The 13,776-nt window shown below is 68.3% G+C and carries 13 protein-coding genes; 11 read left to right on the top strand and 2 right to left on the bottom strand.

Going from position 1 to position 13,776, the window contains the following annotated elements; translation table 11 throughout:
• Positions 1–66: 66 nt before the first annotated feature.
• Entirely contained in the window at positions 67–489 is a 423-nt protein-coding gene (locus ACFVIV_RS38915) for an SRPBCC family protein (RefSeq protein WP_379205306.1), read from the bottom strand.
• A gap of 147 nt (positions 490–636) precedes the next feature.
• On the opposite strand from ACFVIV_RS38915, the gene steA reads away from it, so the two are divergent.
• The 4 genes from steA (at position 637) to ACFVIV_RS38895 (ending at position 5,245) form a co-directional block, all read left to right on the top strand.
• Positions 637–1,848, top strand: a complete 1,212-nt coding sequence (gene steA, locus ACFVIV_RS38910) for a putative cytokinetic ring protein SteA (protein ID WP_379205304.1) — start codon at positions 637–639, stop codon at positions 1,846–1,848.
• Positions 1,849–1,855: 7 nt separating this feature from the next.
• Positions 1,856–2,779, top strand: a complete 924-nt coding sequence (locus ACFVIV_RS38905) for a copper transporter (RefSeq protein WP_379205302.1) — start codon at positions 1,856–1,858, stop codon at positions 2,777–2,779.
• Positions 2,780–2,876: 97 nt separating this feature from the next.
• Positions 2,877–4,604: a CTP synthase gene (locus ACFVIV_RS38900; RefSeq protein ID WP_379205300.1), complete on the top strand. Its 1,728-nt coding sequence runs from the start codon at positions 2,877–2,879 to the stop codon at positions 4,602–4,604.
• Positions 4,601–5,245, top strand: coding sequence for an NUDIX domain-containing protein (locus tag ACFVIV_RS38895; protein ID WP_379205298.1), 645 nt, complete (start codon positions 4,601–4,603; stop codon positions 5,243–5,245). Before ACFVIV_RS38900 ends, ACFVIV_RS38895 begins: the two co-directional genes overlap by 4 nt.
• A 5-nt stretch (positions 5,246–5,250) precedes the next feature.
• Here ACFVIV_RS38895 and ACFVIV_RS38890 read toward each other — a convergent pair whose 3' ends face one another.
• Positions 5,251–5,415 carry a hypothetical protein gene (locus ACFVIV_RS38890; RefSeq protein ID WP_379205297.1) on the bottom strand — a complete coding sequence of 55 codons (165 nt, stop codon included), beginning with the start codon at positions 5,413–5,415 and terminating at the stop codon, positions 5,251–5,253.
• On the opposite strand from ACFVIV_RS38890, the gene xerD reads away from it, so the two are divergent.
• From xerD to der, 7 genes are all read left to right on the top strand, one after another.
• Positions 5,414–6,346 (top strand): site-specific tyrosine recombinase XerD, encoded by a 933-nt coding sequence (gene xerD, locus ACFVIV_RS38885; protein WP_379205295.1) that lies wholly within the window; start codon positions 5,414–5,416, stop codon positions 6,344–6,346. The genes ACFVIV_RS38890 and xerD overlap by 2 nt on opposite strands.
• Before the next feature lie 276 nt (positions 6,347–6,622).
• Positions 6,623–7,438 carry a ParA family protein gene (locus tag ACFVIV_RS38880; protein WP_379205312.1) on the top strand — a complete coding sequence of 272 codons (816 nt, stop codon included), beginning with the start codon at positions 6,623–6,625 and terminating at the stop codon, positions 7,436–7,438.
• Positions 7,439–7,491: 53 nt separating this feature from the next.
• Positions 7,492–8,415 (top strand): segregation and condensation protein A, encoded by a 924-nt coding sequence (locus tag ACFVIV_RS38875; protein WP_379205294.1) that lies wholly within the window; start codon positions 7,492–7,494, stop codon positions 8,413–8,415.
• Between the two features lie 737 nt (positions 8,416–9,152).
• Entirely contained in the window at positions 9,153–9,917 is a 765-nt protein-coding gene (gene scpB / locus ACFVIV_RS38870; RefSeq protein ID WP_379205310.1) for an SMC-Scp complex subunit ScpB, read from the top strand.
• 747 nt (positions 9,918–10,664) lie between these two features.
• Positions 10,665–11,528: a pseudouridine synthase gene (locus ACFVIV_RS38865; protein WP_379205292.1), complete on the top strand. Its 864-nt coding sequence runs from the start codon at positions 10,665–10,667 to the stop codon at positions 11,526–11,528.
• 65 nt (positions 11,529–11,593) lie between these two features.
• On the top strand, positions 11,594–12,262 hold the full coding sequence (cmk, locus tag ACFVIV_RS38860; RefSeq protein WP_379205308.1) for a (d)CMP kinase: 669 nt from the start codon (positions 11,594–11,596) through the stop codon (positions 12,260–12,262).
• Positions 12,259–13,674 (top strand): ribosome biogenesis GTPase Der, encoded by a 1,416-nt coding sequence (gene der, locus ACFVIV_RS38855; RefSeq protein ID WP_379205290.1) that lies wholly within the window; start codon positions 12,259–12,261, stop codon positions 13,672–13,674. The genes cmk and der overlap by 4 nt, the downstream gene beginning before the upstream one ends.
• The last annotated feature ends 102 nt before the right edge of the window (positions 13,675–13,776 follow it).

Genomic DNA, 13,776 nt, shown 5'->3' with positions numbered 1-13,776 from the left:
ACCTCACTGGCCGGGGGGGGGGGCGCTTCCCTTTTTTTACCGCGCGGCCCCGCTGCTGCGATTCGGCTACTTGGCGGCCTTGCGGACCCCTCCGATGAGCACGTTGATCAGACCCTTCAGGCCGACTTCGAGGACCTTGCCCGGCACGGGGAGGCTGGGCTCGGATTCCATGGTGTAGACGACCCGGGTGCCGCCGGGGGCGTCGGAGAAGGCGATGGTGCCGACGTGGCGCTTCACCGGAGCGCCGGCGATGACCTGGTAGACCATGCGCTCACCGGGGATCAGCTCGATGGTCTCCTCGGTGACGCCCACTCCGGCCAGGCCGAGCACGTACTGCGCGCCCACGCCGGAGGGGATGTCCGCGCCGGGCTTCTTGAGCGAAACCTGGATCGGCAGTGTGGCATTGATGCTGTCGCGTTCGCTGAAGAGCTTGTAGACCTGCTCCCGGGGAGCGGCGATGACGGTCTCGACGGTGCTGGTGGCGGCCATAACGGTGGTGTCTCCTCTCGTACCGTTGCCCGGAGCTTATCCGTGCCTGCCGGGAACACATAGAGACTGCCATCACTGTGACGAATGGCCGGCGGGACCGGCGCGCCTCCACCATTGGTTGAGACTTTCCGATCATCATCGATCGTTATGAGGATGCTGGCCCTGCTGTCGCGGAATACCGAAACGCTGCCCGGGATCGCCGGTATGGCCCGGATCGACCGCAATACCAGGCGTCTGCTGCAGCGGGTCGGTCCCGGTGACATCGTGGTGCTGGACGAGATGGACCTGGACCGGCTCACCGCCGACCGACTGGTGCAGGCCGGTGTGGCGGTGGTGATCAATGCCTCGCCGTCGATCTCCGGCCGCTATCCGAACCTGGGTCCGGAGGTCCTGGTGGCCAATGGCATTCAGCTGCTCGACGCGGTCAGCTCCGATGTCTTCACCAAGATCAAGGACGGCGCCAAGGTGCGCGTCGACAATGGCGTGGTCTACGCCGACAAGGTGACCAAGAAGGAGCCGGAGGCGCTCGTCGAGGGCATCGAGCTCACCGAGGCCGGCATTGCCGAGCGCATGATCGAGGCCCGTAACGGCCTGGCCGATCATCTGGAAGCGTTCGCGGGCAACACCATCGAGTTCATCCGCACCGAATCCTCCTTGCTCATCGATGGAATCGGCGTGCCGGATGTCGAATTGGACATGCGCAAGCGGCATGTCGTGGTCGTCGGCGACGGTCCCGAGCACGCCGAGGAGCTCAAGCGGATCAAGCCGTTCATCAAGGAGTACGCGCCCATTCTCATCGGCGTCGGCCGCGGCGCGGATACCTTGACCCGCAATGGATATCGCCCCGACCTCATTGTCGGCGATCCGGAGGAGATCACCGCCACCACGCTCAAGTGCGGTGCCGAGGTCATCCTGCCCGCCGACACCGACGGTCACGCCAAGGGTTTGGAGCGCATTCAGGATCTGGGCATCGGCGCGACCACTTTCCCGTCCTCGGGCGCGCCCGCGGATCTGGCGCTGCTGCTGGCCGACCACCACGGCGCGGCGCTCATCGTCACCGCCGGCGCGGCCGCCTCGCTCGACGATTTCTTCGACCGCGGCCGCCGCGACTCCAATCCGGCCACCTTCCTGACCCGATTGAAGATCGGCACCAAGCTCATGGACGCGAAAGCCGTTGCGGCGCTGTACCGGCACCGCGGCTCCGGCTGGGCGGTGGCGCTGGTGGTGCTGGCCGCGCTGGTGGCGCTGATCGTCGCCATGCTGGCCACGCATCTGGGCAGCGAGGTGGTCGACTGGACCGTGCACACCTGGGATCGCGGATACCTATGGGTCCAGGACCAGCTGAACCAGAAGAAATAGGGGACGCATGATTTCCTTTCGCCACCACGCCGTTTCGATCGCCGCCATCTTCCTGGCCCTCGCGGTCGGCGTGGTGCTGGGCTCACGAACCCACGCCGACGGGCTGATTCCCGGCACCGGGGACAAACAGCAGCGCATCGAGATCCTCGAGGACGGCAATGCCCGTCTCGCCGAACAGGTGAAGGCGGCCGACGCGTTCCTGGCCGGTGCGGCGGGCAAGCTGCTCGCGGGCAGCCTCGCCAATCGCAGCGTCCTGCTCTTCACCACCCCCGACGCCGACACCGTCGATGTCGACGCGGTCTCGGCCGCGCTCACCACCGCCGGGGCCGCGGTCACCGGCCGGGTGGGGCTCACCGGCGCGTTCACCGACTCCTCCGAGGGCGACCGCGTGCGCACGGCCCTCACCAATGTCGTCCCGGCCGGCGCCCAGCTGAAGATCGACGCACCCGATCAGGGCAGCCTGGCCGGCGATCTGCTCGGCCAGCTGCTGCTCACCGATCCGGCCGGCGGTCAGGCGCGCGGCACCGAGCAGGAACGCAAGCTGGCCCTGGAGACCCTGCGCGGCGGCGGCTTCCTCACCTTCGGCGAGGTGCAGCCCGCCAATCTGGCCGTCGTGGTCACCGGCGACGGGGCCCGCGCCGACGAGAACAATCGCGGCACCATCATCGCCCGCTTCGCCGGCGGCCTGCGCTCGCACAGCGCCGGTGTGGTGCTGGCCGGTCGCTACGGGGCCGCCGAGGGCCCGGCGCCCATCGCCGTGGCCCGTTCCGAGGCCGGTCTGGCCCCGGTCACCACCGTCGACAATGTGGACCACGAGATCGGCCGCATCACCACCGTGCTCGGTCTCACCGAGCAGCTGAACGGCGGTACCGGGCGATACGGGACCGGCGCGCGGGCGACCTCGCTCACAGTCGCGGCCATGCCGCGTTGACGTGACAAGCGGATCCGGGGAAATATCCGGCCGGTAGCTGGTCCCCGCGAGCGTGGCATTCGATCGGCATCCCCGATCCGTGTTACCGTGAAGTCCCGTGGGTCAATCACGGATTCCGGCGCGCGCGGCCACGAAACACATCTTCGTCAGCGGTGGTGTCGCCTCTTCACTCGGCAAGGGTCTGACCGCCTCCAGCCTCGGTCAGCTGCTCACTTCGCGCGGATTGCGCGTCACGATGCAGAAGTTGGATCCGTACCTGAACGTCGATCCCGGCACCATGAACCCCTTCCAGCACGGTGAGGTGTTCGTGACCGAGGACGGCGCGGAAACGGACCTTGACGTCGGTCACTACGAGCGTTTTTTGGATCGCGATCTATCGGGGATCGCGAATGTCACCACCGGCCAGATCTATTCGTCGGTGATTGCCAAGGAGCGCCGGGGCGAATACCTCGGCGACACCGTGCAGGTGATCCCGCACATCACCGATGCCATCAAGGAACGGATCCTCGCCATGGCGGGCCCGGACCTGCACGGCCAGGTGCCGGATGTGGTCATCACCGAGATCGGCGGCACCGTCGGCGATATCGAGTCGCAGCCGTTCCTCGAGGCGGCGCGGCAGATCCGCCACGAGGTGGGCCGGGACAACTGCTTCTTCCTGCACGTCACGCTGGTGCCGTTCCTCGGCCCGTCGGGCGAGCTGAAGACCAAGCCGACCCAGCACTCGGTCGCGGCGCTGCGCAATATCGGCATCCAGCCCGATGCGCTCATCCTGCGCTGCGATCGGGACGTGCCGCAGCCGCTCAAGAACAAGATCGCGCTCATGTGCGACGTGGATGTGGATGCCTGCATCTCCACTCCCGACGCGCCGTCGATCTACGACATTCCGAAGGTGCTGCACCGCGAGGGCCTGGACGCGTACGTGGTGCGCCGTCTCGGCCTGCCGTTCCGCGATGTGGACTGGACGGTGTGGGGCGACCTGCTGGATCGGGTGCACAACCCGCGCGAGCAGGTGACCGTCGCACTGGTCGGCAAGTACGTGGATCTGCCGGATGCCTACCTGTCGGTCACCGAGGCGCTGCGCGCCGGCGGTTTCGCCTCCAAGGCCAAGGTCAATATTCGCTGGGTGCAGTCCGACGAGTGCGAGACCGAGGCCGGGGCGCGTCAGCACCTGCACGATGTGGACGCCGTGCTGATTCCGGGTGGCTTCGGCATTCGCGGCATCGAGGGCAAGGTCGGGGCTATCAAGTACACCCGCACCCATGGCATTCCGACCCTGGGCCTGTGCCTGGGCCTGCAATGCATGGTGATCGAGGCCGCGCGGTCGGTGGGCATGAAGGACGCCAACTCCGCGGAGTTCGAGCCGGATGTGAAGTACCCGGTCATCTCCACCATGGCCGATCAGGAGCAGGCCGTGGCCGGTGAGGCCGATCTGGGCGGCACCATGCGCCTGGGCGCGTATCCGGCGGTCCTCGAGAAGGATTCCGTGGTGGCGCAGGCCTACGGCGCGACCGAGGTGTCCGAGCGGCACCGGCACCGCTACGAGGTGAACAACGCCTACCGCGACAAGATCGCCAAGAGCGGGCTGAAGTTCTCCGGCACCTCCCCGGACGGCCACCTGGTCGAATTCGTGGAGCTGCCGCAGGACAAGCATCCGTTCTTCGTCGCCACCCAGGCGCATCCGGAGCTCAAGTCGCGTCCGACCCGCCCGCATCCGCTGTTCGCCGCGCTGATCTCGGCCGCCCTGAAATACAAGGCCGCCGAACAGCTTCCGGTGGAGATCCCGGCCGAGGCGAAAGCCGACGAGGGTGAGAAAGTGTCCAAGTGACATCTCCGGGCACCCATGAGTTCGACACCGTTTCCAGCCGCATCGCGTATTCGGGCGCCATCCTGGCGTTGCGGCTGGATCAGGTGGTCATGCCCGGTGGGCGGATCGCCGAACGCGAGGTGATCGAACACCACGCCGCGGTCGCGGTCGCGGCGGTGGACGAGCACGACAATCTGGTGCTGATCAACCAGTACCGGCATCCGGTCGGGCGGCGGCTTTTGGAGCTGCCCGCCGGATTGCTGGACAAGCAGGGCGAGGATCCCCTGGAAGCGGCCAAGCGCGAGCTGGCCGAGGAGACCGGCCTCGCCGCGCGCGAGTGGGCGGTGCTGGTGGATATCGCGCTGTCGCCCGGCTTCACCGATGAGGCGCTGCGGATCTATCTGGCGTCGGGGCTCTATGAAACCGACCGGCCCGACCCGGAATTGGAAGAGGCCGACATCCAGCTGGTCCGCATGCCCCTCGCGGAGGCGGTGCACAAGGCGCTCGGCGGCGAGATCACCAATGCCACGGCCGTGGCGGGCGTGACGGCCCTGATGACCGCCCGCGCCACCGGGGCGACGCTGCGCCCGGCCGACGCGCCGTGGCCCGGGATGCCCACGGCGTTCCTCGATCGCAAAGCGGCAGAGCAGGCCGAGCGCTAGCTCCGTCATTCCGGCGTGCTCTTGGCCGGAATCCACTGTGGATCCCGGCCAAAACCATGCCGGGATGACGAGTCGATGCCCGCGGGTGTGGGAACGATTCGGTACCAAGCGGTATCGAACATGGTTTCGGTACCGAAATTGTCGGTGCCTGCTGCCATGATGTCGCGCATGCCTACCGCCGCGCTGGATCGCCAGGTCGATGCCTATCTCGACCATCTGACGGTCGAGCGCGGCGCGGCGCGGAACACCCTGTCCGCCTATCGGCGTGATCTGAACCGGTACCGGGATTTCCTGGACACGCGGGGGATAGAAACCCTGGCAAAGGTTTCCGAAACCGATATCGCCGACTTCATGGTGTCGCTGCGCGCCGGCGACGCGGATCATCCGGCGCTGGCGGCCAGTTCGGCCGCGCGCGCTCTCGTCGCCGTCCGTGGCCTGCACCGCTTCTCGACCGCCGAGGGCATCACCCTCGCCGATGTCGCGCACCCGGTGAAACCGCCCACCCCCGCGCGCCGCCTCCCCAAAGCCCTGCCCTACGACCAGATTTCACGACTGCTCGAAGCCGCCGGGGGAGACGCATCCGACGGCCCGCGCGGCGTCCGCGACCGCGCCCTGCTGGAACTGCTGTACTCCACCGGCGCCCGCATCTCCGAACTCGTCGGCCTGGACGTGGACGATATCGACACCGAAGGACGCGCGGTCATCCTGCACGGCAAGGGCGGCAAGCAACGCATGGTCCCCGTCGGCCGCCCCGCCTTGTCCGCTTTGGACGCTTATCTGGTCCGCGGCCGCCCGGCGTTGTCGCTGCGCGGCAAAGGCAACAGCGCCCTGTTCCTCAACCACCGCGGCGGCCGGCTATCCCGCCAAACCGCTTGGCAGGTCCTGCAATCCGCTGCTGAGCGCGCCGGAATCGCCGCCCAGGTCTCCCCGCACACGCTGCGGCATTCGTTCGCCACGCATCTGCTGGATGGTGGCGCAGATGTGCGAGTTGTCCAGGAGTTGCTCGGTCATGCCTCGGTGACGACCACCCAGATCTACACTCTGGTGACCGTCGGGACGCTGCACGAGGTGTGGGCAACCGCGCATCCGCGTGCCCGCTGACCAGTCTGAAGTGCACCTTTAGGGCGCGTGTCCGAGCGAGGGTCTTGCGCGAACAGACGGTAGCGTCTATTAGGTACCGACCGCACACGCGGCCGGGCGCGCCGTTCCAGGCACCACCCGGTGCCCGGAGCGGACAAGGGCAGGAACGTCGAAGGAGCAGCGGACGTGACGACAGCCGGTGGTGCGGGCCAGCGGATCGAAACCGCCGCGCAAACATTGTGGGAGGCACCCGATGTGGTGTCCGACGGCGCGGAACTCGGTCCTACCGGGCGGCCGATGCGGGAGATCCCGGAGCCTCCCCAGCCTGATCACACCGACGACGCGCTGATCGTCGCCATGTGCAATCAGAAGGGCGGGGTGGGCAAGACCACCTCGACCATCAATCTCGGTGCGGCGCTGGCCGAGTACGGGCGCAAGGTGCTGCTGGTGGATCTGGATCCGCAGGGGGCGCTGTCGGCGGGGCTCGGTGTCGCGCACCACGACCTGGATCAGACCGTGCACAATCTGCTGGTCGGGCCGAGCCGGGTGACCGTGGACGATGTGCTGCTGAACACCAAGGTCGAGGGCATGGATCTGCTGCCCAGCAATATCGATCTGTCGGCGGCGGAGATCCAGCTCGTCAACGAGGTCGGGCGCGAGCAGACGCTGGGCCGGGCGCTGGCGCCGCTGCGCAATCGCTACGACTACATCCTCATCGACTGCCAGCCCTCGCTGGGCCTGCTCACCGTGAACGCGCTGGCGTGCGCGGACGGGGTCATCATCCCCATGGAATGCGAGTACTTCTCGCTACGCGGTCTAGCCCTGCTCAATGACACCGTGGAGAAGGTGCGGGACCGGTTGAATCCGGCGCTGACCCTGTACGGCATCGTTGTCACCATGTTCGATGCCCGTCTGCTGCATTCGCGTCAAGTCATGACGCGCGTGGTCGAGGTGTTCGGCGACCTCGTCTACGACACCGTCATCTCGCGCACCGTGCGCTTCCCGGACGCCAGCGTCGCGGGTGAGCCCATCACCACCTGGGCGCCGAAATCCGGTGGCGCGGAAGCTTATCGGGCCATGGCGCGGGAAGTCATCCACCGGTCGGGCCGTTGAACGATGCGCTCGACACCGCGCCCGAGCCCGAAACGGCGGACGCGGATTCCGACATGCCCGGGGACCTGAACGAGTCCCCGGGTTCACCAGCGTCCGCGGAGCCGGGTTCGCCCGTGGTCGCCGATATCGTTGCCGAGTCGGACAATTCGGACAAGAAGTCCGGATTCCACCTGAGCTTGAGCAACTTCCAGGGCCCGTTCGACCTGCTGCTGCAGCTGATCTCCCAGCGTCGCCTCGATGTCACCGAGGTCGCCCTGCACAAGGTCACCGACGAGTTCATCGCCTACACCAAGGCTTTGACCGCCAGCATGTCCTCCGAACAGGGCCTGCGCGCCGACAAGATCCTGGACCAGACCACCGAGTTCCTGGTCATCGCCGCCACCCTGCTGGATCTGAAGGCCGCGCGGTTGCTGCCCTCCGGCGAGGTCGCCGACGAGGAGGACCTCGAACTCCTGGAGGCCCGCGACCTGCTCTTCGCCCGACTATTGCAGTACCGCGCCTTCAAGCAGGTGGCGGAACTGCTCGGCGAGCTCGAGGCCGCGGCGCTGCAACGGTATCCGCGCGCGGTGTCGCTGGAAGAGCGCTTCTTGGAGCTGTTGCCGGAGGTTACGCTGGGTGTTGACGCCGCGGGATTCGCGGAGGTCGCCGCTGCCGCCTTCCGGCCGCGCCCCGCGCCCAAGGTGGGCCTGGATCATATCCACCAGCACGCCATTTCGGTGGCGGAGCAGGCCGCCCTGGTGCTCGAGATGCTCAAGAGCGCCGGCGTGGGCGGCTGGACGAGCTTCCACGAACTCTGCGCCGACTGCGAGACGCCGATCCAGATCGTCGCGCGCTTCCTGGCACTGCTCGAGCTCTATCGGGGCAAGACGATCGAATTCGAACAGCCGGACCCGCTCGGCCCGCTGTCGATCAGCTGGATCGGCGAGCCGCAGGACCGACCGGCCCAGCCGGTGACCATCGAGGAGGACTACGGGTGACCGAGGTGCAGAACCTGAGCGAAGACCTGCCGGAATCGGCCGAGAGCGCACAGGGCTCGGCCCCGGATGACTCGTCCCGGGAAACTCCGGACCTCGGCGGCAGCGTGAGTTCCGACATCCAGCACTCCGGCGCCTCGGCGCTCCATCCAAACGAGGATACGAAGCCGAAATCGACCATCGCCGCGCACGACTCGGATTCGGCGGAGGCTCCCGACTCGGCCACCGCGGGCGATTGTGGCGCGGCCGACTCGACTGTCGTGGACTTGGTCGCGGAGGACTCCGATTCGGGGGAGCAACGCACGAGGGGTGCTGGTTTGGGGTCGGCCGCCGCAGCGTACCTGGCGGCGGGCCGGGCCGAGGGCGCCCGCATTCGTGCGAAGGACGCGGAGCCGACCGCGAGCGAGACCGCACCAACCGTGGCTGCGGGCGACGCCGGAGTCGTGGGCTCGGAATCCGTCACCTCGGAGTCTGCGGGCTCGGGTGCAGTGGATTCGGGCGGGTGGGAATCGGACTCGGGTCCGGCTGTCGCGAGTTCGAGTGACCCGAGCGAACCGGGCTCCGGCGCGGGTGCCTCGCTGGAGGACTCGGCAGCGCGGGATGTCGACAACACGTCCGATCTGTCCGTGGACGAGGCGGATCGGGAGAAGGTGTTCGACGATGCCGTGAAAGGCATCCGCGCGGCGATCGACGCTCCAGACGTCGGCGGCGCCGCCAGTGATGCCGACGACACGATGGGTCTGCCCGAGGACGAGGCCGACCGCGAGGGAGCGCTCGACAACGCAGTGGGGGATACCCCCGCCGTGATCGACGCGCTCGACGGCGCAGGTGATGCCGACGACACCTCGGATCTGCCGGAGGACGAGGCGGATCGGGAGGAGGCGCTCGACGAGGTCGAATTCCGGGGGGCGCTCGAGGCGATGTTGCTGGTGGTAGATGCGCCGGCGCCGGTGGAGTTGCTGGCGGCGGCGCTCAATGATCATCCGATGCGGGTGGAGGTGGCGCTGCGGGAGATGTCGGAGGAGTTGACCGCGCGCCGCAGTGGCATGGATCTCAGATTCGTGGGCGACGGGTGGCGTTATTACACGCGGACCGAGTTCGCGCCATATGTGGAACGTATGCTTTTGGATGGCGCACGGTCGAAGCTGACCCGGGCCGCTTTGGAAACTCTGGCGGTCATCGCGTACCGTCAACCGGTTACCCGAGCCCGAGTGAGTGCGGTGCGCGGTGTGAATGTGGACGGCGTGATCCGGACCCTGCTCGCGCGGGGGCTGATCGCGGAGGCTGGAGCGGACCCGGAGACCAACGGCACTCTGTACGTCACCACCGAACTGTTCCTGGAACGGATCGGACTCGCGTCCCTGGCGGATCTGCCGCCGTTGGCGCCCCTGCTCCCGGGCGTCGACCTGATCGACGAGATCAACGAGAGCCTGGAAACGGACCCTCGCTACACCAGGCTCAAAAAGCCTGCCGAGGCGGATATCGACCTCGGCACCGAAGATTGATTGGACAACGTGAATACTCCCGCTCGCCGAGATGGCACACCGGAACGTAGGAAACGTGGATTCGAACCGCAGAGCGGTTCCCGCGCCGTACGCGGCAGGGCCTCCGGGTCCCCGCAGTCTCGCGGCGATTCATATGACAATGCACGCGGCGGTTCGTCGCGTGGCGGCTCGTACGACGGCGGCCGCGGTGGCTCCGCCTCGCGTGGAAGCTCGTACGACTCTCGCGGTGGCTCCGCTCGTGGCGGCTCATACGACAGCCGCGGCGGTTCTTCCGGATCGCGCGGCAATTCTTATGACGCACGCCGAGGCTCCTCCTCGCGCGGCGGCTCTTACGAAAGCGGGCGCGGCGGCTACGACGGTGGCCGGGGCGCTTCGTCGTCGCGCGGCGGCTCGTACGACGCGCGCGGCGGTTCTGCTTCGCGTGGTGGGTCGTACGACGCGCGCGGCGGCTCCGCCCGCGGCGGGGCGTACGACTCCCGCGGTGGATCTTCCCGCGGTGATTCCTGGGGCGGCGGCGGTTCGCGCGGCGACTCGCGCTCTTGGGGCGACGGCTCGCGCGGTCGCGGCACCGCTCCGTCGGCGCGCGCGGGCAATGTTCCGCCGCGCGGTCAGGGGCGCGGCGGTGACGGCCGGGATGGCCAGGGCCGCACCGGTTTCGGTTCCGGCCGTACCGGTTTCGGGGCTGATCGCAATGCCGCGCGCGGCCGGATCGGCGGCGATCGCCCGCTGGCTCCGCGCACCGCGCCGGTGAAGAAGAAGACCACGCCGAAGCCCGCGAGCATCGCGCCCGCGTCGGTGCTGATCTCCAATGCCAAGCCGGCGCGCCGCCAGAATGTCGAGTCGCAGTCCGAGGGCCCGAAGAAGCTCCCGTGGGGCGAGGGCGAGCGCTTGCAGAAGGTCCTGGCCAAGGCCGGTGTCGGTTCGCGCCGTGTGGCCGAGGACATGATCGCCGCCGGGCGCATCGAGGTCGACGGCGAGATCGTGCGCGAGCAGGGCCTGCGCATCGATCCGCAGAACGCGGTGGTGCGCGTGGACGGCGTGCGGATCGTGGTCCGCGACGAGCAGGTCTATCTGGCGCTGAACAAGCCCAAGGGCTGGCAGTCCACCATGTCCGACGAGATGGGCCGCCCGTGCGTCGGCGATATCGTCGCCGAGCGGGTCGCGGCCGGGCAGCGCCTGTTCCATGTCGGCCGGCTCGACGCCGATACCGAGGGCCTGCTGCTGCTCACCAATGACGGCGATCTCGCGCACCGGCTCATGCACCCCTCCTTCGAGGTGCCCAAGACCTATCTCGCCACCGTGAACGGCGAGATCAAGGATCGCAATGTGGGCAAGCGCCTCAAGGACGGCGTGCAGCTGGAGGACGGTCCGGCCAGCGTCGACCGCTTCCAGGTGCTGGAGGTCGGCGAGGGCAAGTCGCTGGTGAAGGTGGTCCTGCACGAGGGCCGCAAGCACATCGTGCGCCGCCTGCTGGCCGCGGTCGGGTTCCCCGTCACCGCGCTGGTGCGCACACATCTGGGCCCGGTGGCCCTGGGCGATCAGCGCCCGGGCACGCTGCGGGCCCTGGGCCGGGACGAAATCGGGAAGCTCTACGAGGCGGTGTCGTTGTGAACGGTGTGGGAAGTCTGATCGACGCGACCGGTGCGCTGTCCGGGACGGCGCCGCTGGTCGTCGCCATGGACGGCCCGTCCGGCACCGGCAAGTCGAGCGTGTCGCGATTGCTGGCGACGCGGCTCGAGGCCAGCTATCTCGATACCGGCGCCATGTACCGGGTGGCGACGCTGCGCGTGCTGCGCAGCGGCGTCGACCTCGACGATGCCGCCGCCATCGCGGTGGCGGTCAAGGAGCTGCCGCTGACCATCGGCACCGATCCGCATCGCGAGCTCATCCTGCTCGACGGCGAGGACGTGTCGAGCGAGATCCGCGGCAATGCCGTCACCAAGGCGGTGTCCGCGGTGTCGGCCGTGCCCGAGGTGCGCGAGCAGCTGGTCGCCCTGCAGCGCGAGATCACCGTGGCCGCGGGCCGGATCGTGGTGGAGGGCCGCGATATCGGCACCGTCGTGCTGCCCGAGGCCGATGTGAAGATCTATCTCACCGCCTCCGCCGAGGCGCGGGCCTTCCGCCGCAATGCCCAGAACATCGCCGAGGGCCGCGGCGACGATTACGAGGCGGTGCTGGCCGATGTGCAGCGCCGCGACAATCTCGACTCCACCCGCGCGGTGTCCCCGCTGCGTCCCGCCGAGGGCGCGGTGCTGGTCGACACCAGCGACCTGAACAAGGACGAGGTCATCGACGAGCTTTATCGCGTGGTGCGGCAGCAGATTTCGGCAGGAGGAGCGCAGTGACGCAGGACACCTTCGCCGGTGACGGTATCTGGACCGACGAAACCGATTGGGAGCTCGCCGAATTCGAGGGCGAGCAGGACGCCGAACACGTCCCCATGCCCACCCTCGCCATTGTCGGCCGGCCCAATGTCGGCAAATCGACTCTGGTGAACCGCATTCTGGGCCGCCGCGAAGCGGTGGTCGAGGACATCCCGGGCGTCACCCGCGACCGCATCTCCTACGAGGCCACCTGGGCCGGGCGCAAGTTCCTGGTGCAGGACACCGGCGGCTGGGAGCCCGACGCCAAGGGCCTGCAGCAGTCGGTGGCGCGGCAGGCCGAGGTCGCCATGCAGACCGCCGACGCCATCCTGGTGATCGTGGACGCCACCGTCGGCGCCACCGCCACCGATGAGGCGGTGGCGAAGGTGCTGCGGCGCTCCAAGACTCCGGTCATCCTGGTCGCCAACAAGGTCGACAACGAGAAGATCGAGTCCGATGCCGCGGCGCTGTGGTCGATGGGCCTGGGCGAGCCGTACATGATCTCGGCCGCGCACGGCCGCGGCACCGGTGATCTGCTCGACGCCGCGCTGGCCGTGCTGCCCGAAACCCCGCGCGAGGGTGGCGGAATGGTCGGCGGCCCGCGTCGCGTGGCGCTGGTCGGCAAGCCGAACGTCGGCAAATCCAGTCTGCTCAACAAGCTTTCGGGCCAGGAGCGCTCGGTCGTCCACGATGTCGCCGGCACCACCGTCGACCCGGTCGACTCCCTGGTCGAATTGGGCGGCAAGCCATGGCGTTTCGTCGATACCGCCGGTCTGCGCCGCAAGGTCGCCAATGCCAGCGGCACCGAGTTCTACGCCTCGCTGCGCACCAAGTCGGCCATCGAGGCCGCCGAGGTCGCGGTCATGCTCATCGACGCCTCCCAGCCGGTCACCGAGCAGGACCTGCGCGTCATCTCCATGGTCGCCGAAACCGGCCGCGCCCTGGTGATCGCCTACAACAAGTGGGACCTCGTCGACGAGGACCGCCGCGAGCGCCTGGAACGCGAAATCGACCTGGAAATGGTCCAGGTCCGCTGGGCCCAGCGAGTCAATATTTCCGCCCACACCGGCCGCGCCGTCCAGAAGCTCGTCCCCGCCATGGAAACCGCCCTGGAATCCTGGGACAAGCGCATCTCCACCGGCCGCCTGAACAACTGGCTCAAAGAGGTCGTAGCGGCCACCCCGCCCCCCATGCGCGGCGGCCGCCTCCCGCGCGTCCTCTTCGCCACCCAGGCCTCCACCCGCCCGCCGACGTTCGTCCTCTTCACCACCGGTTTCCTCGAGGCCGGCTACCGCCGCTTCCTGGAACGGAAGCTGCGCGAGGAGTTCAACTTCGACGGTTCGCCGGTCCGCATCAACGTGCGCGTTCGCGAGAAGCGCGACCGCAAGAAGTAGTCCGGCTCCACCTCCACCGCCGCGGGGCCGGCCCAACCCCCGGGGGGGCGGGGGGGGTTTGCATGTTTTAACGCAAGGAGGCGCCCCCGCCCCGCCGGGGCG

Source organism: Nocardia sp. NPDC127526 (genome assembly GCF_042672265.1).
Lineage (GTDB): Bacteria > Actinomycetota > Actinomycetes > Mycobacteriales > Mycobacteriaceae > Nocardia.
This window is presented reverse-complemented; position numbering and strand designations above follow the sequence as displayed.